Annotated in this window: 10 protein-coding genes and 1 pseudogene; 3 read left to right on the forward strand and 8 right to left on the reverse strand. The window is 61.6% G+C overall.

Annotated elements, in window-relative coordinates; genetic code table 11:
• Nucleotides 1-57 precede the first annotated feature (57 nt).
• Nucleotides 58-409: pseudogene (locus RL_RS10305) on the reverse strand (hypothetical protein).
• Between the two features lie 187 nt (nucleotides 410-596).
• On the opposite strand from RL_RS10305, the gene RL_RS10310 reads away from it, so the two are divergent.
• On the forward strand, nucleotides 597-914 hold the full coding sequence (locus tag RL_RS10310) for a hypothetical protein (RefSeq protein ID WP_011651604.1): 318 nt from the start codon (nucleotides 597-599) through the stop codon (nucleotides 912-914).
• Between the two features lie 113 nt (nucleotides 915-1,027).
• Nucleotides 1,028-1,705, forward strand: a complete 678-nt coding sequence (locus RL_RS10315; RefSeq protein WP_011651605.1) for an HAD family hydrolase — start codon at nucleotides 1,028-1,030, stop codon at nucleotides 1,703-1,705.
• Between the two features lie 37 nt (nucleotides 1,706-1,742).
• On the opposite strand, the gene RL_RS10320 is transcribed toward RL_RS10315, so the two are convergent.
• The 7 genes from RL_RS10320 to RL_RS10350 all read right to left on the reverse strand — a co-directional run bounded on the left by RL_RS10320 (nucleotide 1,743) and on the right by RL_RS10350 (nucleotide 11,951).
• Nucleotides 1,743-4,400: a nitrate reductase gene (locus RL_RS10320; RefSeq protein ID WP_011651606.1), complete on the reverse strand. Its 2,658-nt coding sequence runs from the start codon at nucleotides 4,398-4,400 to the stop codon at nucleotides 1,743-1,745.
• Nucleotides 4,401-4,736 (reverse strand): nitrite reductase small subunit NirD, encoded by a 336-nt coding sequence (gene nirD, locus RL_RS10325; RefSeq protein WP_011651607.1) that lies wholly within the window; start codon nucleotides 4,734-4,736, stop codon nucleotides 4,401-4,403.
• Between the two features lie 4 nt (nucleotides 4,737-4,740).
• Nucleotides 4,741-7,191 carry a nitrite reductase large subunit NirB gene (gene nirB, locus RL_RS10330; RefSeq protein ID WP_011651608.1) on the reverse strand — a complete coding sequence of 817 codons (2,451 nt, stop codon included), beginning with the start codon at nucleotides 7,189-7,191 and terminating at the stop codon, nucleotides 4,741-4,743.
• 17 nt (nucleotides 7,192-7,208) lie between these two features.
• The gene (locus RL_RS10335) at nucleotides 7,209-8,477 is read right to left on the reverse strand and encodes an MFS transporter (protein WP_011651609.1); all 1,269 of its coding nucleotides are present in this window, start codon (nucleotides 8,475-8,477) and stop codon (nucleotides 7,209-7,211) included.
• Between the two features lie 481 nt (nucleotides 8,478-8,958).
• Nucleotides 8,959-10,239, reverse strand: a complete 1,281-nt coding sequence (locus RL_RS10340) for a CmpA/NrtA family ABC transporter substrate-binding protein (RefSeq protein ID WP_011651610.1) — start codon at nucleotides 10,237-10,239, stop codon at nucleotides 8,959-8,961.
• Nucleotides 10,240-10,273: 34 nt separating this feature from the next.
• A complete protein-coding gene (locus RL_RS10345; protein ID WP_018241751.1) occupies nucleotides 10,274-10,861 on the reverse strand; it encodes an ANTAR domain-containing response regulator in 588 nt (195 codons plus the stop codon).
• 85 nt (nucleotides 10,862-10,946) lie between these two features.
• Nucleotides 10,947-11,951: a LacI family DNA-binding transcriptional regulator gene (locus RL_RS10350; protein WP_011651612.1), complete on the reverse strand. Its 1,005-nt coding sequence runs from the start codon at nucleotides 11,949-11,951 to the stop codon at nucleotides 10,947-10,949.
• A 228-nt stretch (nucleotides 11,952-12,179) separates the two neighbouring features.
• On the opposite strand from RL_RS10350, the gene RL_RS10355 reads away from it, so the two are divergent.
• On the forward strand, nucleotides 12,180-13,319 hold the full coding sequence (locus tag RL_RS10355) for a sugar ABC transporter substrate-binding protein (RefSeq protein ID WP_003538869.1): 1,140 nt from the start codon (nucleotides 12,180-12,182) through the stop codon (nucleotides 13,317-13,319).
• Nucleotides 13,320-13,377 lie beyond the last annotated feature (58 nt).

Below are 13,377 nucleotides of genomic sequence, written 5' to 3' on the forward strand. Positions count from 1 at the left end.
TCGGCGGCATGAAAAAAGGCCGGTGTAAACCGACCTTTCTGAGAGCGGCGGTCTCGCTTAGTTGTCGTATTCGCGGCAGGCTTCGCTGATCGATGCGCCGCTCTGGCCGCCGCGCGTGTCGACGCCGGACATCTGTTGCGGCATGCCGGGGCACTCCATCGTCTGCGGTCGGCCGATGCTCTGTGTCGTCATCGGATCGACCGGCGAGACGGGTACCGGACGAATGCCGTTGTCATCGTTGGTGTAGTCGGATGAATAGGTACCTCGAACTCGGATCAGTCGAGCCGCCATTCGTCGGCCCGATTGGATCGGGGTTCGACTGCGCAAAGGCTGACGACGCCATGCCGATTGCAAGCAGCGAAGCGGCGATAAGGCACGTAGACGTGGGATATCCTCCTTGGATTTTCATCTTGGATGACCCAGCGGTAACTGCCTGATGGAATCATTGTTCCGAAATTTGCCGAAACCTGCATTCAAGCCTCACGGCATACCCGCATGGTTATGCGTAAACCTTAACGGGCGATGTCGCTGGATCGGCGCCAGCACATGTCCTACTTGCATGCGGAGATACTAAAAAACCGTGGCATGAGGCCGCTATGTTCATCTCCTTTCGCGAAGCCGCAGATCTGGGTCTCCAGATCGTACTTGCACTCACCCTGACGCTGAGTGGCATGGCGGTCGCCTCCTACTCCGTCAGGAACGACAAGGCCAAAATTTCAGCGATCGACGTCAGCCGTCCCTCGCTCTGGACCGCCGCTCCGATGCGCGTCGATCCAGCTACGCAAGCCTACCTGCGCGCCGATGCTTCGGCCGCATTGGAACTCGCCGATGGTGCCGACGACCTCTGCAACGACCCGATCGGCCTCCGGCTTTCCTGCGACTTGATCGTCACCTCTGGTACTGCGGCTTTTTAGGTGAAGGCGGTCGGGAGGCGTCACTCATCCCCGAAAGCTTGCAAAACCCGATGATTTGCCGTTTCATCGCGATAGTAACCACCGTCCGACTCTTTCCCTGAAGGATCAGCCTTTTGTCCATGCCGATGCCCCGCGGCTTCGAGAAGCCCTATGCCGCTTTCCTGTTCGATATGGACGGCACCATCCTCAATTCGATCCGCGCGGCCGAGCGTGTATGGAGCGACTGGGCAAGGCGTCACGGGCTCGATGTCGCCACCTTTTTGCCGAAGATGCATGGATCGCGCGGCATTGACACGATAACCCGGCTGAACCTGCCGGGAGTCGATCCCGAACATGAATCGAAGCTGGTGACCGAGGCCGAAATCGCCGATGTCAGCGACGTCGTGGCCGTTCCCGGCGCCGCGACCTTTCTGAGTTCACTGCCCCCGGATCGTTGGGCGATCGTCACCTCCTCGCCGTTGCGCCTTGCTCACCGGCGGCTGGAGGCGGCAGGCTTGCCGGTGCCGAAATTCATGGTGACGGCGGAGGACGTGAAGGTCGGAAAGCCCGACCCGCAATGTTATATTCTCGGCGCCGAGCGCCTCGGCGTCAGCACCCAGGATTGCCTGGTGTTCGAGGATGTCGCAGCCGGCATTACCGCCGGCGAGGCAGCGGGTGCCGATGTCATGGTCATCACGACAACACATCACCAAAAGATGGAGACGCCGCACCCGACGCTTTCATCCTATGACGAGATCTCGGTCCGCATCTCCTCCGATCACAGGATGCTGATCGTCCCGAACGCGGCCTGACAGTGCTCCGGCTGCGTTCTGCTTGCTTTTGTGCGGTTCACTCCGCCGCTGCGGCAAGACAGCGATCGATGATGCTGCCGATTTCGCTGCGGCAGGAGCCGCAATTGGTTCCAGCGCTGGTTTCCTTGCCGACCGCCTCGACGCTGTGACATCCGCCGCGTACGGCAGCAGCGATCTGGTTAACCCCGACGCTGAAGCAGGAGCAGACGGTTGCGCCCGGATCCGGCCTGCCTGCTCCCGGTCGACCCGCGACGAGCGCAAAGCGTTTCCTGAGGTCGCCATGTGAGGCGGAGAGCTGCGAAATCGCCCAGTTGCGCGCGACTGCGACGGGCTCGCGGGCCAGAAACAGCGCCGCAAGCAGGACCTCGCCATCGAAGAAGGCGAGCCTGAGGTCGCCGGATTGCCGGTCGGCATAACCAAGCGGTTCGATCTCGGCCGGAATGGCGAAAACCGCCCGGCACCAGGCCGTCCAGTCTTCGACGGTTTCGCCGAAAGCAAGCTCCAACCGCCAGCCGCCGGCGGCTTTTGCCAGCGCCCAATAGGCGGCGTCGGGCGTGGCGGGTTTTGTGGCGGAGACGGCGAAACCGTAATGGGTGGCGCGAAAGGGCCGAACGGCGACGGCAACGTTCTTCGATGCCGGCTGACCGGAAATGGGATCGGTTATCGGCGCGACCACGGCGTCGATTCGCGCTCTTGCGGCGAACTGGTCGTTCCAGTGCATCGGCGCAAAGATGCCACCGCGGGCTTGGCGATCGGTCACCAGTGCCCTGACGATTGCCTTGCCGTGCGGGCTGTCGATCTCGACGAGGCCCGCGCTTGCTATACCGGTCTCGATCGCGTCGCGTGGATGGATCTCGGCAAAGGGTTCGGCGATATGGGCGGAAAGCCGCGCGCTCTTTCCTGTTCGCGTCATCGTGTGCCACTGGTCGCGGATGCGCCCGGTATTCAGGGTAAAGGGGTACTCGGCATTGGTACGATCGGTTGCGGGCGGCTTGACCGCGACGAAGCGCGCCTTGCGATCGGGGTGGAAGAAACCACCTTCGGCGAAGAAGCGGGTGATGCTCGGTTCTGTCCCTGCCGCCTGCGGCCATTGGAAAGGCGACAGTTCATCATAGGCGCCGCCGCTCAAGCCGGCCCGCGCGCCGATGTCGAAGTCGCGGCTGCCGTTATTTTCGAAGGCGGAAAGCGCGGCGTGTTCGTCGAAGATTGCGGCCGGCGCATCAAAATCGAAGGCGGCGGCAAATCCCATGCGGCGTCCGACCTCCGCAAGCTGCCACCAGTCGGCCCTTGCATCGCCGGGGACATCGAGAAACGGCCGCTGCCTTGAAATGCGCCGTTCGGAATTGGTGACGGTGCCATCCTTCTCGCCCCAGCCGAGCGAGGGCAGAAGCACATTTGCGTGCCGGGTCGTATCCGTTTCTTTGAGGATGTCCGACACGACGACGAAGGGACAGGCGGCGATCGCGCTTTCGACGCTGTCGGCATCCGGCATCGAGACGACGGGATTGGTGGCCATGATCCACAGCGCCTTGATGCGCCCGTCGGCCACGGCTTGGAACATGTCGACCGCCTTCAGGCCGGGCTTTGCGGCGATCACGGGCGAGTTCCAGAAGCGCTGCACACGGTCCCGGTCTTCGGAATTTTCGATCGCCATATGGGCGGCAAGCATATTGGCGAGACCGCCGACCTCGCGCCCACCCATGGCGTTCGGCTGGCCGGTCAGCGAAAACGGTCCCATGCCGGGGCGGCCGATGCGGCCGGTCGCCAGATGGCAGTTGAGGATGGCATTGACCTTGTCGGTGCCGGAGGAAGATTGGTTGACGCCCTGGCTGTAGCAGGTCACGACCTTCGGCGTCGTCTCGAACAGCCGGAAGAACTCCCTGATCTGCATGGCCGGCAGGCCGGTCCGTTCCAGGAGATCGTTGATATCGAGCGCGGCGGCGGCGGCAAAAGCGTCGCCGAAACCTTCGGTATGGGCGCCGATATAATTCTGGTCGATTGCCGGACTGGTCGCGAGATGGGCAAGCAGTCCCATAAACAGCGCAACGTCGCCGTCCGGACGGATGGCGAGATGCAGGTCGGCGATGTCGCAGGTCATCGTCCGGCGCGGATCGATGACGACGATCCGCATGTTTGGCCGAGCCGTCTTTGCGGCGGCAAGCCGCTGGTAGATGACGGGATGACACCAGGCGAGGTTGGAGCCGGTCAGGATCACCAGATCCGCGAGTTCGATATCCTCATAGGTACCGGGCACCGTATCGGCGCCGAAGGCACGGCGATGCCCCGCCACGGAGGAGGACATGCAAAGCCTTGAATTGGTGTCGATATTGCCGGAGCCGATGAAGCCCTTCATCAGCTTATTGGCGACATAGTAATCCTCGGTCAGCAACTGGCCCGAGACGTAGAAGGCAACGGCGTCAGGCCCGTGTTCGGCGATCGTTTCAGAAAAACGGCGGGCGACCAGATCAAGCGCCTCGTCCCAGCCGCTCTGTTTGCCTTCGATCTCGGGATGGAGAAGGCGGCCATCGAGATCGATAGTTTCGGCGAGGGCTGAACCCTTCGAGCAGAGCCGGCCGAAATTCGAAGGATGCTCCGGATCTCCTTTGACGCTGACTGCGCCGGCCTCGTCGACCGTGGCGAGAACGCCGCAGCCGACACCGCAATAGGGACAGGTGGTCTTGACCTCAGCCGCCATCTATTCCGCCGCCATCATCAGGCTTTCCAGGGCGACGAACAGCCTGCCGTCTTCGTTCAGCACCGGTATCGTCCGGACCTCGCCGTCGTCGGCGCCGAGCGCCTTGCCTGTTTCCAGCGAGATAACCCAGTTGTGCAGCGGGCAGGTGACTGACTTGGCGTGGACGATGCCCTGGGAGAGCGGGCCGCCCTTGTGCGGGCAGTGATCCTCGATGGCGAAGACCTCGTTTTCGGCCGTGCGGAAGACGGCGATCTTGCCCTGCGGCGTCTTCACGCAGCGCGCCCCGCGCAGCGGGATGTCGGAGATGTCACCGATTGCGATCCAGTTCATGTCCATCTCCTTATTCTGCAGCCTGCGGATAGCCGATCGTCGCCATCGGCTTGAACTCATGCTTGTCCTTGCCGGAAACACGCTCCGACCAGGGATCGACCTGGGCAAATTTCTGGGAGAAGACGAAGCGCTCGTAATAGGCTTTGCGCTTTTCGGCATCGCCCATGATCTGGCGGCGGATTTCCTCCAGGCCGATGCGCTTGGCCCATTTGTAGATGCGCTCGAGATAGCGGGCCTGCTCGCGGTACATCTGCGTCAGGGCCACGATATACTCCAGCGCCTCGTCCTCGGTGCGGACAAGACCAAGGACCTCCGTGCCCTTGATGTCGAGACCGGCCGCACCGGCGAAATGGATCTCGAAACCGGAATCCACGCAGATCACGCCGATATCCTTGCAGGTTGCTTCCGCGCAGTTGCGCGGGCAGCCGGAGACGGCCATCTTCAGCTTGGCCGGCGTCCAGGAGCCCCACATGAACCTTTCGATGCGGATACCGAGGCCGGTGGAATCCTGCGTGCCGAAGCGACACCAGTCCGAACCGACGCAGGTCTTTACGGTGCGCAGGCCCTTGGCATAAGCTTGGCCGGAGACGAAGCCGGCCTTGCCGAGATCGGCCCAGACGGCGGGCAGGTCTTCCTTCTCGATGCCGAGCAGGTCGATACGCTGGCCGCCGGTGACCTTCACCATCGGGATCTCGAACTTGTCGACGACATCGGCGATGGCGCGCAGTTCGTTCGAATTGGTGACGCCGCCCCACATGCGCGGAACGACGGAGTAGGTGCCGTCCTTCTGGATGTTGGCATGCACGCGTTCATTGATGAAACGCGACTGGTAGTCGTCGGCATATTCGTCCGGCCAGTCGCAGACCAGGTAATAGTTGAGCGCCGGCCGACATTTGGCGCAGCCGCAGGAGGTCTTCCATTCGAGCTCCTGCATGACGGCAGGGATGCTCTTCAGACCCTTGGCCTTGATCAGCCGGCGAACGTCGTCATGGCCGAGTTCGGTGCAGGTGCACATCGGCTGTACGGCAGTCGGATTGTAGCTGTCGCCGAGCGTCAGCGCCATGAGTTGTTCGACGAGGCCGGTGCAGGAGCCGCACGAGGCGGATGCCTTTGTGTGGGCGCGTACATCGTCGAGCGACGTCAGCCCCTTGCCTGAAATCGTCGAGGTGATCTTGCCCTTGCATACGCCGTTGCAGCCACAAATCTCCGCGTCATCCGGCAAGGCTGCAACGGCCGCCATAGGGTCCAGCGGCGACCCTCCCTGATAGGCCTGTCCGAAGATCAGCGTCTCGCGCATCTCCGAAATATCGGTTGCCTTCTTCTTCAGGTCGTTGAACCAGGCACCATCGGCGGTTTCGCCGTAAAGCACGGTGCCGATGATCTTATTGTCCTTCAGCACCAGGCGCTTGTAGACGCCGGCGCTGGCATCGCGCAGCACGATCTCCTCGCGGTCGTCGCCGTCGGCGAAATCGCCGAGTGAATAAAGCTCGATGCCGGTGACCTTGAGCTTGGTCGGCGTATCCGCATGAACGAAGGCGGGCGAGCGATCGCCGGAAAGATGCGAGGCGGCGATACGGGCCATTTCATAGAGTGGCGCAACGAGGCCATAGACCATGCCGCCCACCTCGGCGCATTCGCCGAGCGCGAGAATATCGCCGTCCGAGGTCTGCATGCCGGCATCGACGACGATGCCGCGATTGACCGCAATGCCGGCGTCCTTCGCCAGGCCCACACTCGGACGAATGCCGACGGCCATCACGACCAGCGTTGCCGGGATGATGCGGCCGTCGTCAAGTTCGATGCCCTCGACCTTGCCATTGCCGACGATCGCCTTGGTATTGGCCTTGCAGATGACCTTGATGCCGCGTTCCTCGACCGCCTTCTGCAGCAGATAACCGGCGGCCGGGTCGAGCTGGCGTTCCATCAGCGTTGGCATGACATGCAGCACGGTGACGTCCATGCCGCGCTGGGCAAGGCCGGCCGCTGCTTCCAGGCCAAGCAGGCCGCCGCCGATGACGACGGCCTTTTCGCGCGACTGGGCGGCAAGCAGCATCGCCTGCACGTCGTCGAGATCGCGATAGGTGATGACTCCGGGCAGATCCTTGCCGGGAACGGGGATGATGAAAGGCACGGACCCGGTTGCGATCACCAGCTTATCATAGCTTTCGGTGACGCCGTGGTCGGAGGTGACGGTCTTGGCGGCGCGATCGATATTGACGATCTTGTGGCCCTTATAGAGCATGATGCCGTGCTTGATATACCAGCCGTCACCGTGAATGATGATCTGCTCGTAGTCCTTTTCTCCGGAGAGAACCGGCGACAGCATGATGCGGTCGTAATTGACGCGCGGCTCGGCATTGAAGATCGTAACTTCATAGCGACCCGGCGCCTGCTCGAAGAGGTGCTCCAGCATGCGCCCGGGCGCCATGCCATTGCCGATGATGACAAGTTTTTCGGTCATATTTCCAGGTCCTTAGATCAGGTTGCAGCCACGGGCGCCGAGTGCCCTTGGCGCGACAGTTGCTTGACGGACAGGTGCATCCAGATGAGAGAGATCACGACGATCGCAAAGAGCAGCAGGAAACAGCTGGACCAAAGGCCAGTCATGTCCTTGAGGAGGCCAAAGGCGATCGGAAGGATGAAGCCGCCAAGGCCGCCCATCATCCCGACGACGCCGCCGACTGCGCCGACGTTTTCGGGGTAGTAGGCCGGGATGTGCTTGTAGACGGCAGCCTTGCCGAGGCTCATGAAGAAGCCGAGCACGAAAATGACGACGATGAAGATGACGGGGGTGATGCCGAACGCCGGACCCGTCCCGGACCCAGAAGCAGCCGGCAGCGAAAGGATGAGGGTGGCGACGGCCGACACGGTAAGCATCGTATACATCACGCTGCGCGCGCCCTTCTTGTCCGACAGCACGCCGCCGAAGGCGCGGAAGATGCTGCCCGGGATGGAGTAGGCGGCGGCGACCATGCCGGCGGTTTCCAGATTGAAGCCGTAGACGCCGACCAGGTAGCGCGGCAGCCACAGCGACAGGGCGACGAAGCCGCCGAAGGCGAAGAAATAGTAGAGCGAGAAGCGCCAGACCTGAACGTTCTGCAGCGGCGCGAATTCTTCGACGAAACTCTTGGTGGCGACGCGGCGTTCGCGGCGGAGACGGAAGGCCGGATCATCGGTCGTGGTGAACCAGAAGACGATTGCCATCAGCGCCAGGCCGACGGCCCAGATCTCCGCAACCGCCTGCCAGCCCCATGCGATCAGCACGAAGGGGGCTGCGAATTTGGTTACGGCCGCGCCAACATTGCCGGCGCCGAAGATGCCGAGCGCGGTCCCCTGCTTCTCCGCCGGGAAGAAAGGCGAGACATAGGCGACACCGACCGCGAAGGAGCCGCCGGCGAGGCCGACGCCGAGGCCGGCGATCAGCATCTGCGTATAGGTCTGGGCGTAAGAGAGCAGAAAGGTTGCCAATGCGGCGGCCAGCATGGTGAGCGTGTAGACGAGACGGCCGCCGTAACGGCCCGTCCAGATGCCAAGGACGATGCGCACCAGCGAACCGGTGAGCACGGGGGTGCCGACCAGCAATCCGAACTCGGCCTCGTTCAGGCCGAGATCCTGCTTGATGCGAATGCCGATGATCGCGAAGATCGTCCAGACGGCAAAACAGAGGGTGAAGGCTACAGTGGAGATCCACAATGCCTTGGCTGGTTCGCCGGCAGACATTGGCTGTGCTTTCTCGATGACAGACATAACTTCTCCGAGGCCCGACAAGGTCGTGCCGATCCATCGCTGAGGGTTAAAACAAAAAGCCGCTGGTCAGGACGCGCATACCCGAGGCGCGCGAAATATCCTGATCAGCGGCTTTGCTGGTGGCGCCCGCCGTTGGACGCCGAATTCTTGGGCCTTCTGGCCCAGTTGCCTGGAGGCAATCCGTTGGCCGGATTGCCCAAGCTAAAACCTACCTCTTCAATCCGAAGAGCAATCTCTGTGTCTTCCGTGAGCGTCTATTGCGCGCTCATTCTGCGCTGATCGTCATTGACCGGCGCTATAATGGTCATGCAAGCTGCGTGCCAGTTTGGTGATTTGCATTCAAGTCACTGAATAAAAATGATATTTTACGAAACGCGTCGCCTGCTTGTTTTTCGGGCCGCCACCCGCTCATGCAAATATTTTGTGCGCTTGTCGTGAGGCGGGCAGATGCTTGCTGGCGTTTTGTGCAGGCCGGCATCGGTTAGACCTCGTCGTCGGGAACGAAGGCGAGGGCGCTTTTGACGGCAAAACCTGCGACATAGTCCGGCAGTCTCGCCGGGTCGAAGACGTGGCCGTCCATGAAACGGTCGCGCTCGTCACTGCCCTCGATGCGGATATCGGCATCTTCAGGTGCGTTGCCCTCACCGAGAGCCGTGCGATAGAGATCCGGGCGGTAAGCGGATGCTGCGGCCCTTGCCATGTTAAGGCTTATCTCAGCCTGTCCCCAGCGGATCATCTGGCTGTAGATCCACAGCGCCTGGCTAGGCCGGGGATAATTGGCGAAGCCGGAATGGAACATGAAATAATCGGCGATGATGCGACGGTTACCCTTTGCGTCGAGGCTGAATTCGCCGGCGAGCACACGGCGAATGATTTCGACGGGGGCAGCGATATAGCGCGGGTCGGCAAGAGCTGCCGCCAGCGCATCGTGATTTTCCGGCCGGTCGCACCATTGGGCTGCCGCGTCGAGCGCCACGATCAGCCGGGAAACGGTTTCCGGATGGCTTTCCGCCCAGTCCGGCCGCATGCCGATCACCTTTTCCGGTGCCGACGGCCAGATATCCTGTTTGGCGGCGACGATGCGGCCGACGCCGCGCTCCGAAGCGACCATGTTCCACGGCGCACCGACGCAGAAACCGTCGATCGCACCGGCCGCCAGCGCATCCGAAGTCATGGGCGGCGGCACGACCACGAGCTTGACATCCTTGTCGGGATCGATGCCGCCGGCTGCCAGCCAGTAGCGGAATTCGTAATTGTGCGAGGAGAAGGGGTAGGTGACCCCGAAAGTCGGCAGCGGCTCGCCGCGGGCCTTCATTGCTACCAATGTTTTTGCCAGGGCGCGGGCATTGTCGAGCGCGCTTGCCGTTTCCGGCAATCCCACGTCATTCCGCATCCTGTCGAAGAGCCGCGTCGACAGCGTAATTGCGTTGCCGCCGCGCCCCAGCGAAAATGGCGTGATGGTCGGTGAGGGATTGGAGCCGAGACCGAGCATGGAGGCGACGGGCATCGGTGACAGCATGTGGGCGATGTCGAACTGGCGGAATGCCAGGCGGTCGCGCACATTCGCCCAGGAGACGTCCTTGACGAGATCGAGTGTCAGGCCTTCCTTCCGTGCGAAGCCGAATTCCGCCGCCGCAATCAGCACCGATGCATCGACGAGCGGAATGAAACCGGCCCGCAGTACTTTCGGTCCTTCGTTGTTCACCCGCACCGGCGAGGGCAGCTCGCCGCCGGAGTTGGAGGTCGTTGTCATCATATCCACTCCGGTTTCCTCCGGAAATTCATCAGGTCGGCCATTACATCAACAGCCCCGCGGCAGTGACGACGCTCTGGGCGATTTCCGACATCTTCTTCTTTTCGTTCATCGCTGTCTGGCGCAGCAGGGCGAAAGCCTCTTCCTCCGACAGGCCGCGCATCTTCATCAATATGCCCTTGGCGCGCTCGACCAACTTGCGTTCCTCCAGCGCGGAGCGGGCATCGGCAAGCTCCCGCCGTAGCCGGTTAAACGCATTGAAGCGGCTGACGGCCATGTCGAGGATCGGTTTGACGCGTTCCTTCTTCAATCCGTCGACGATATAGGCCGAGACGCCGGCATCGACGGCAGCCTCGATCGAGGCCGTGTCGGAGCGATCGACGAACATCGCGATCGGACGGCTGACCGTGCGTGTCAGCTGGAACAGATGCTCCATCATGTCACGGTTGGGATTCTCGATATCGATGATGATCACGTCGGGCATCAGCGTTTCGATGATTCGCGCGATGCCGTTGACCTCGTGGACCACGGTGACGCGCACATGCCCTGCCTCGCGCAGGCCTTCTTCGATGATGGAGGCGCGAATGGCATTTTCGTCGATCACCAGAATTGTCAGATCGAGATGCGTCATGGCTATATTCATGGCGCAGTGCAGCAAATTTGGCAAGCGCGCCAGCCTGAAAAGTGTGCAAAAACTAAGTATGCACAATATATGATCAGATTGCCGTGCTTTCGCGCGGAATCAAGGCAAAAGCGAGGTCGATCTGCTCGGCCCTCGATACCACGGAGGAATTCAACGCGGCAAGCACCCTTTCGGCCGCGAGTTTCCCGGTTTCGAAACGCCGAGTCGCGATCGAGGAGAGGGAGGGTGCGGCGCAGGCGGCGAATTCCAGGTCGTGAAATCCGATGATCGAGATGTCATCGGGCACACGGAGGCCGCGTTTGCGGCATTCCTGCATGGCGCCGAGCGCCAGATTGTCGTCAGTGCAGAAGATCGCCTCGGGCACGTCGCCACGTTCATGCGTCATGGCGAAGAGGTCGGAGCCGAGTGCCACGGAGCTATGGCGTGGCCTCTCGGCGATGATCTCCAGATTCGGCAGCTCCGCCTCCTGCATCGCCAGCCGGTAGCCGTCGAAACGCGACTGGGCGCGGTGGTCGAGATTGCCGGTCAGGAAGGCGATTCGGCGGAAACCCCGTTCGATCAGGTGCTGCGTCGCCGTCTGCCCGGCATGCTCCTGCGACATGCCGATGTTGAGGTCGATCGGGTTTGGAGAAAGCTCGAAGGTCTCGACAACGGGCAGACGAGCCTGGGTGAGAAGCTGACGCGAGAGCGGCGTGTGATGAGTGCCGGCGATGATGATCGCCTCCACCCTTTGCCCGAGTAGTGCCTTGATGGCGTTTTCCTCCTCGATCTCGGAATAGCGGCTGTTGACGACGATCACCTGGAAGCCGGCGGCGACCAGCACCTCGTGAAGCGCAAACAGATATTCCGCGAAGATAACGTTGTAGAGGGTCGGAACGATGACGCCGATCGCATGCGTGCGCGAGGAGGCGAGGCGGCTCGCGGCAATATTCGGCACATAGCCGAGTTCCTTGACCGCGGCATCGACGCGCAGCCGCAGGCCTGGCGAGACCGCATCGGGCTTGCGCAGCACCCTCGAAACCGTGATCGGGCTGACGCCGGCAAGATTTGCCACGTCATCAAGTGTTATCCGCCGCATGCAAGTCCCGCCATTCGACCCATAATATTGATTCTCATATTCTTCAAAAATAGAGAATATTTTCTCGTTGTTGTAGTTGACAGCGCTAGCAGATACGATTTGACAGCGCTGTCAACTATGTTAACCTAAAATTGTACCGGAAAGGGACGGGGTGGAGCCTTCCGGGACCAAGTATGCAAATCAAAGCATAGGAGAGGCGGCTCGGTCCGCCTGAGGAGGAGAACATTCATGTTTAAGGTGAAAGAAGCCAAATTGGCTCGCATTGCCGCGTTTTCCGTATCCGCGCTTGCCCTGCTCTGCGGCGCGGCCAGCGCGGAACCGAAGGTCGTGTCCGGTCCGGCCGCCGAGCCCGGCTGCATGGTGCCGTGGGCAGCCGACACACAGTTCCTGCAATATCCGAAGAAGGACGGCCCCTATCGCATCGCGCTCGCCAACGGCTATATCGCCAACACCTGGCGTATCCAGATGGTGCAGACGGCCAAGGCCTACGCCGCCCAGCCCGATGTCGCGGCCAAGCTGAAGGAGTTCAAGGTCGTTTCCACAGGCGAGGATGTGCCGGCGCAAATTTCCGCCATCAACAACTTCATCGATGCCGGTTATGATGCCATCGTCGTCAACGCGCAGAACCCGACCGCCTTCGGGCCGGTGATCAAGCGCGCCAAGGAGGCCGGGGTCGTCCTCGTCGCTTTCGACAATATCCTGGACACCAAGGACGCTATCAATGTCAACGTCGACCAGAAGGGGCTCGGTGTCCTCTGGGCCGACTGGCTGGTGAAGCATCTGCCGAACGGCGGCAAGGTGTTGGAAGTGCGTGGCGTCGCCGGCACCTCGGTCGATACGGATCGCCACAACGGCATCCACGAAACCTTGGACGCCTCGGGCAAGAAGTTCACGGTAACCGAGGTCGTCGGAAAATGGGATGACGGCGTTGCCCAGAAGGCAACCGCTGACGCGATCGCCACCAACGGCCCGTTCGACGGCATCACTGCCCAGGGCGGCGATACCGGCGTCGTGCAGGCGATGATCGATGCCAAACATCCCTTCGTGCCCTTCGGCGGTGAGACGGAAAATGGCTTCCGCAAATTCTGCGCTGCCCATGCCGCCGACGGCCTGAAGTGCTCGTCCGCCGGCACCGGCCCGGCCCAGGTCGCCGTCGCCATCAAGACGGCGATTGCAGCCCTTGAGGGTCAGGTCGTGCCGCAGGCCGTCAAGCTGCCGACCGCGATTGTTTCGGATCCTGATTTCAAGGAAGGCGAGGATTATTATCCCACCCAGTCCGACAACTTCTTCGTCGGCAATTCCTTCCCCACCTGTGGCATTAATTTCAGCGCTCAGGAAATCATGGGGCAGTCCAAAGAGAACCAATAGCAGCCGTCCTCCGGATCTGATTGCGGGTGTTCGCACCCGCAATCTCGAAGGTGATAGA

It is taken from the genome of Rhizobium johnstonii 3841 (assembly GCF_000009265.1).
In the GTDB taxonomy this organism is placed as follows: Bacteria; Pseudomonadota; Alphaproteobacteria; order Rhizobiales; family Rhizobiaceae; genus Rhizobium; species Rhizobium acaciae.

What these genes read in the sequence shown, in the direction of transcription:
- RL_RS10310 (WP_011651604.1), top strand. Translation starts at nt 597, where the DNA reads ATGTTCATCTCCTTTCGCGAAGCCGCAGATCTGGGTCTCCAGATCGTA.
- RL_RS10320 (WP_011651606.1), bottom strand. Translation starts at nt 4,400, where the DNA reads ATGGCGGCTGAGGTCAAGACCACCTGTCCCTATTGCGGTGTCGGCTGC.
- nirD (WP_011651607.1), bottom strand. Translation starts at nt 4,736, where the DNA reads ATGGACATGAACTGGATCGCAATCGGTGACATCTCCGACATCCCGCTG.
- nirB (WP_011651608.1), bottom strand. Translation starts at nt 7,191, where the DNA reads ATGACCGAAAAACTTGTCATCATCGGCAATGGCATGGCGCCCGGGCGC.
- RL_RS10335 (WP_011651609.1), bottom strand. Translation starts at nt 8,477, where the DNA reads ATGTCTGTCATCGAGAAAGCACAGCCAATGTCTGCCGGCGAACCAGCC.
- RL_RS10345 (WP_018241751.1), bottom strand. Translation starts at nt 10,861, where the DNA reads ATGACGCATCTCGATCTGACAATTCTGGTGATCGACGAAAATGCCATT.
- RL_RS10350 (WP_011651612.1), bottom strand. Translation starts at nt 11,951, where the DNA reads ATGCGGCGGATAACACTTGATGACGTGGCAAATCTTGCCGGCGTCAGC.
- RL_RS10355 (WP_003538869.1), top strand. Translation starts at nt 12,180, where the DNA reads ATGTTTAAGGTGAAAGAAGCCAAATTGGCTCGCATTGCCGCGTTTTCC.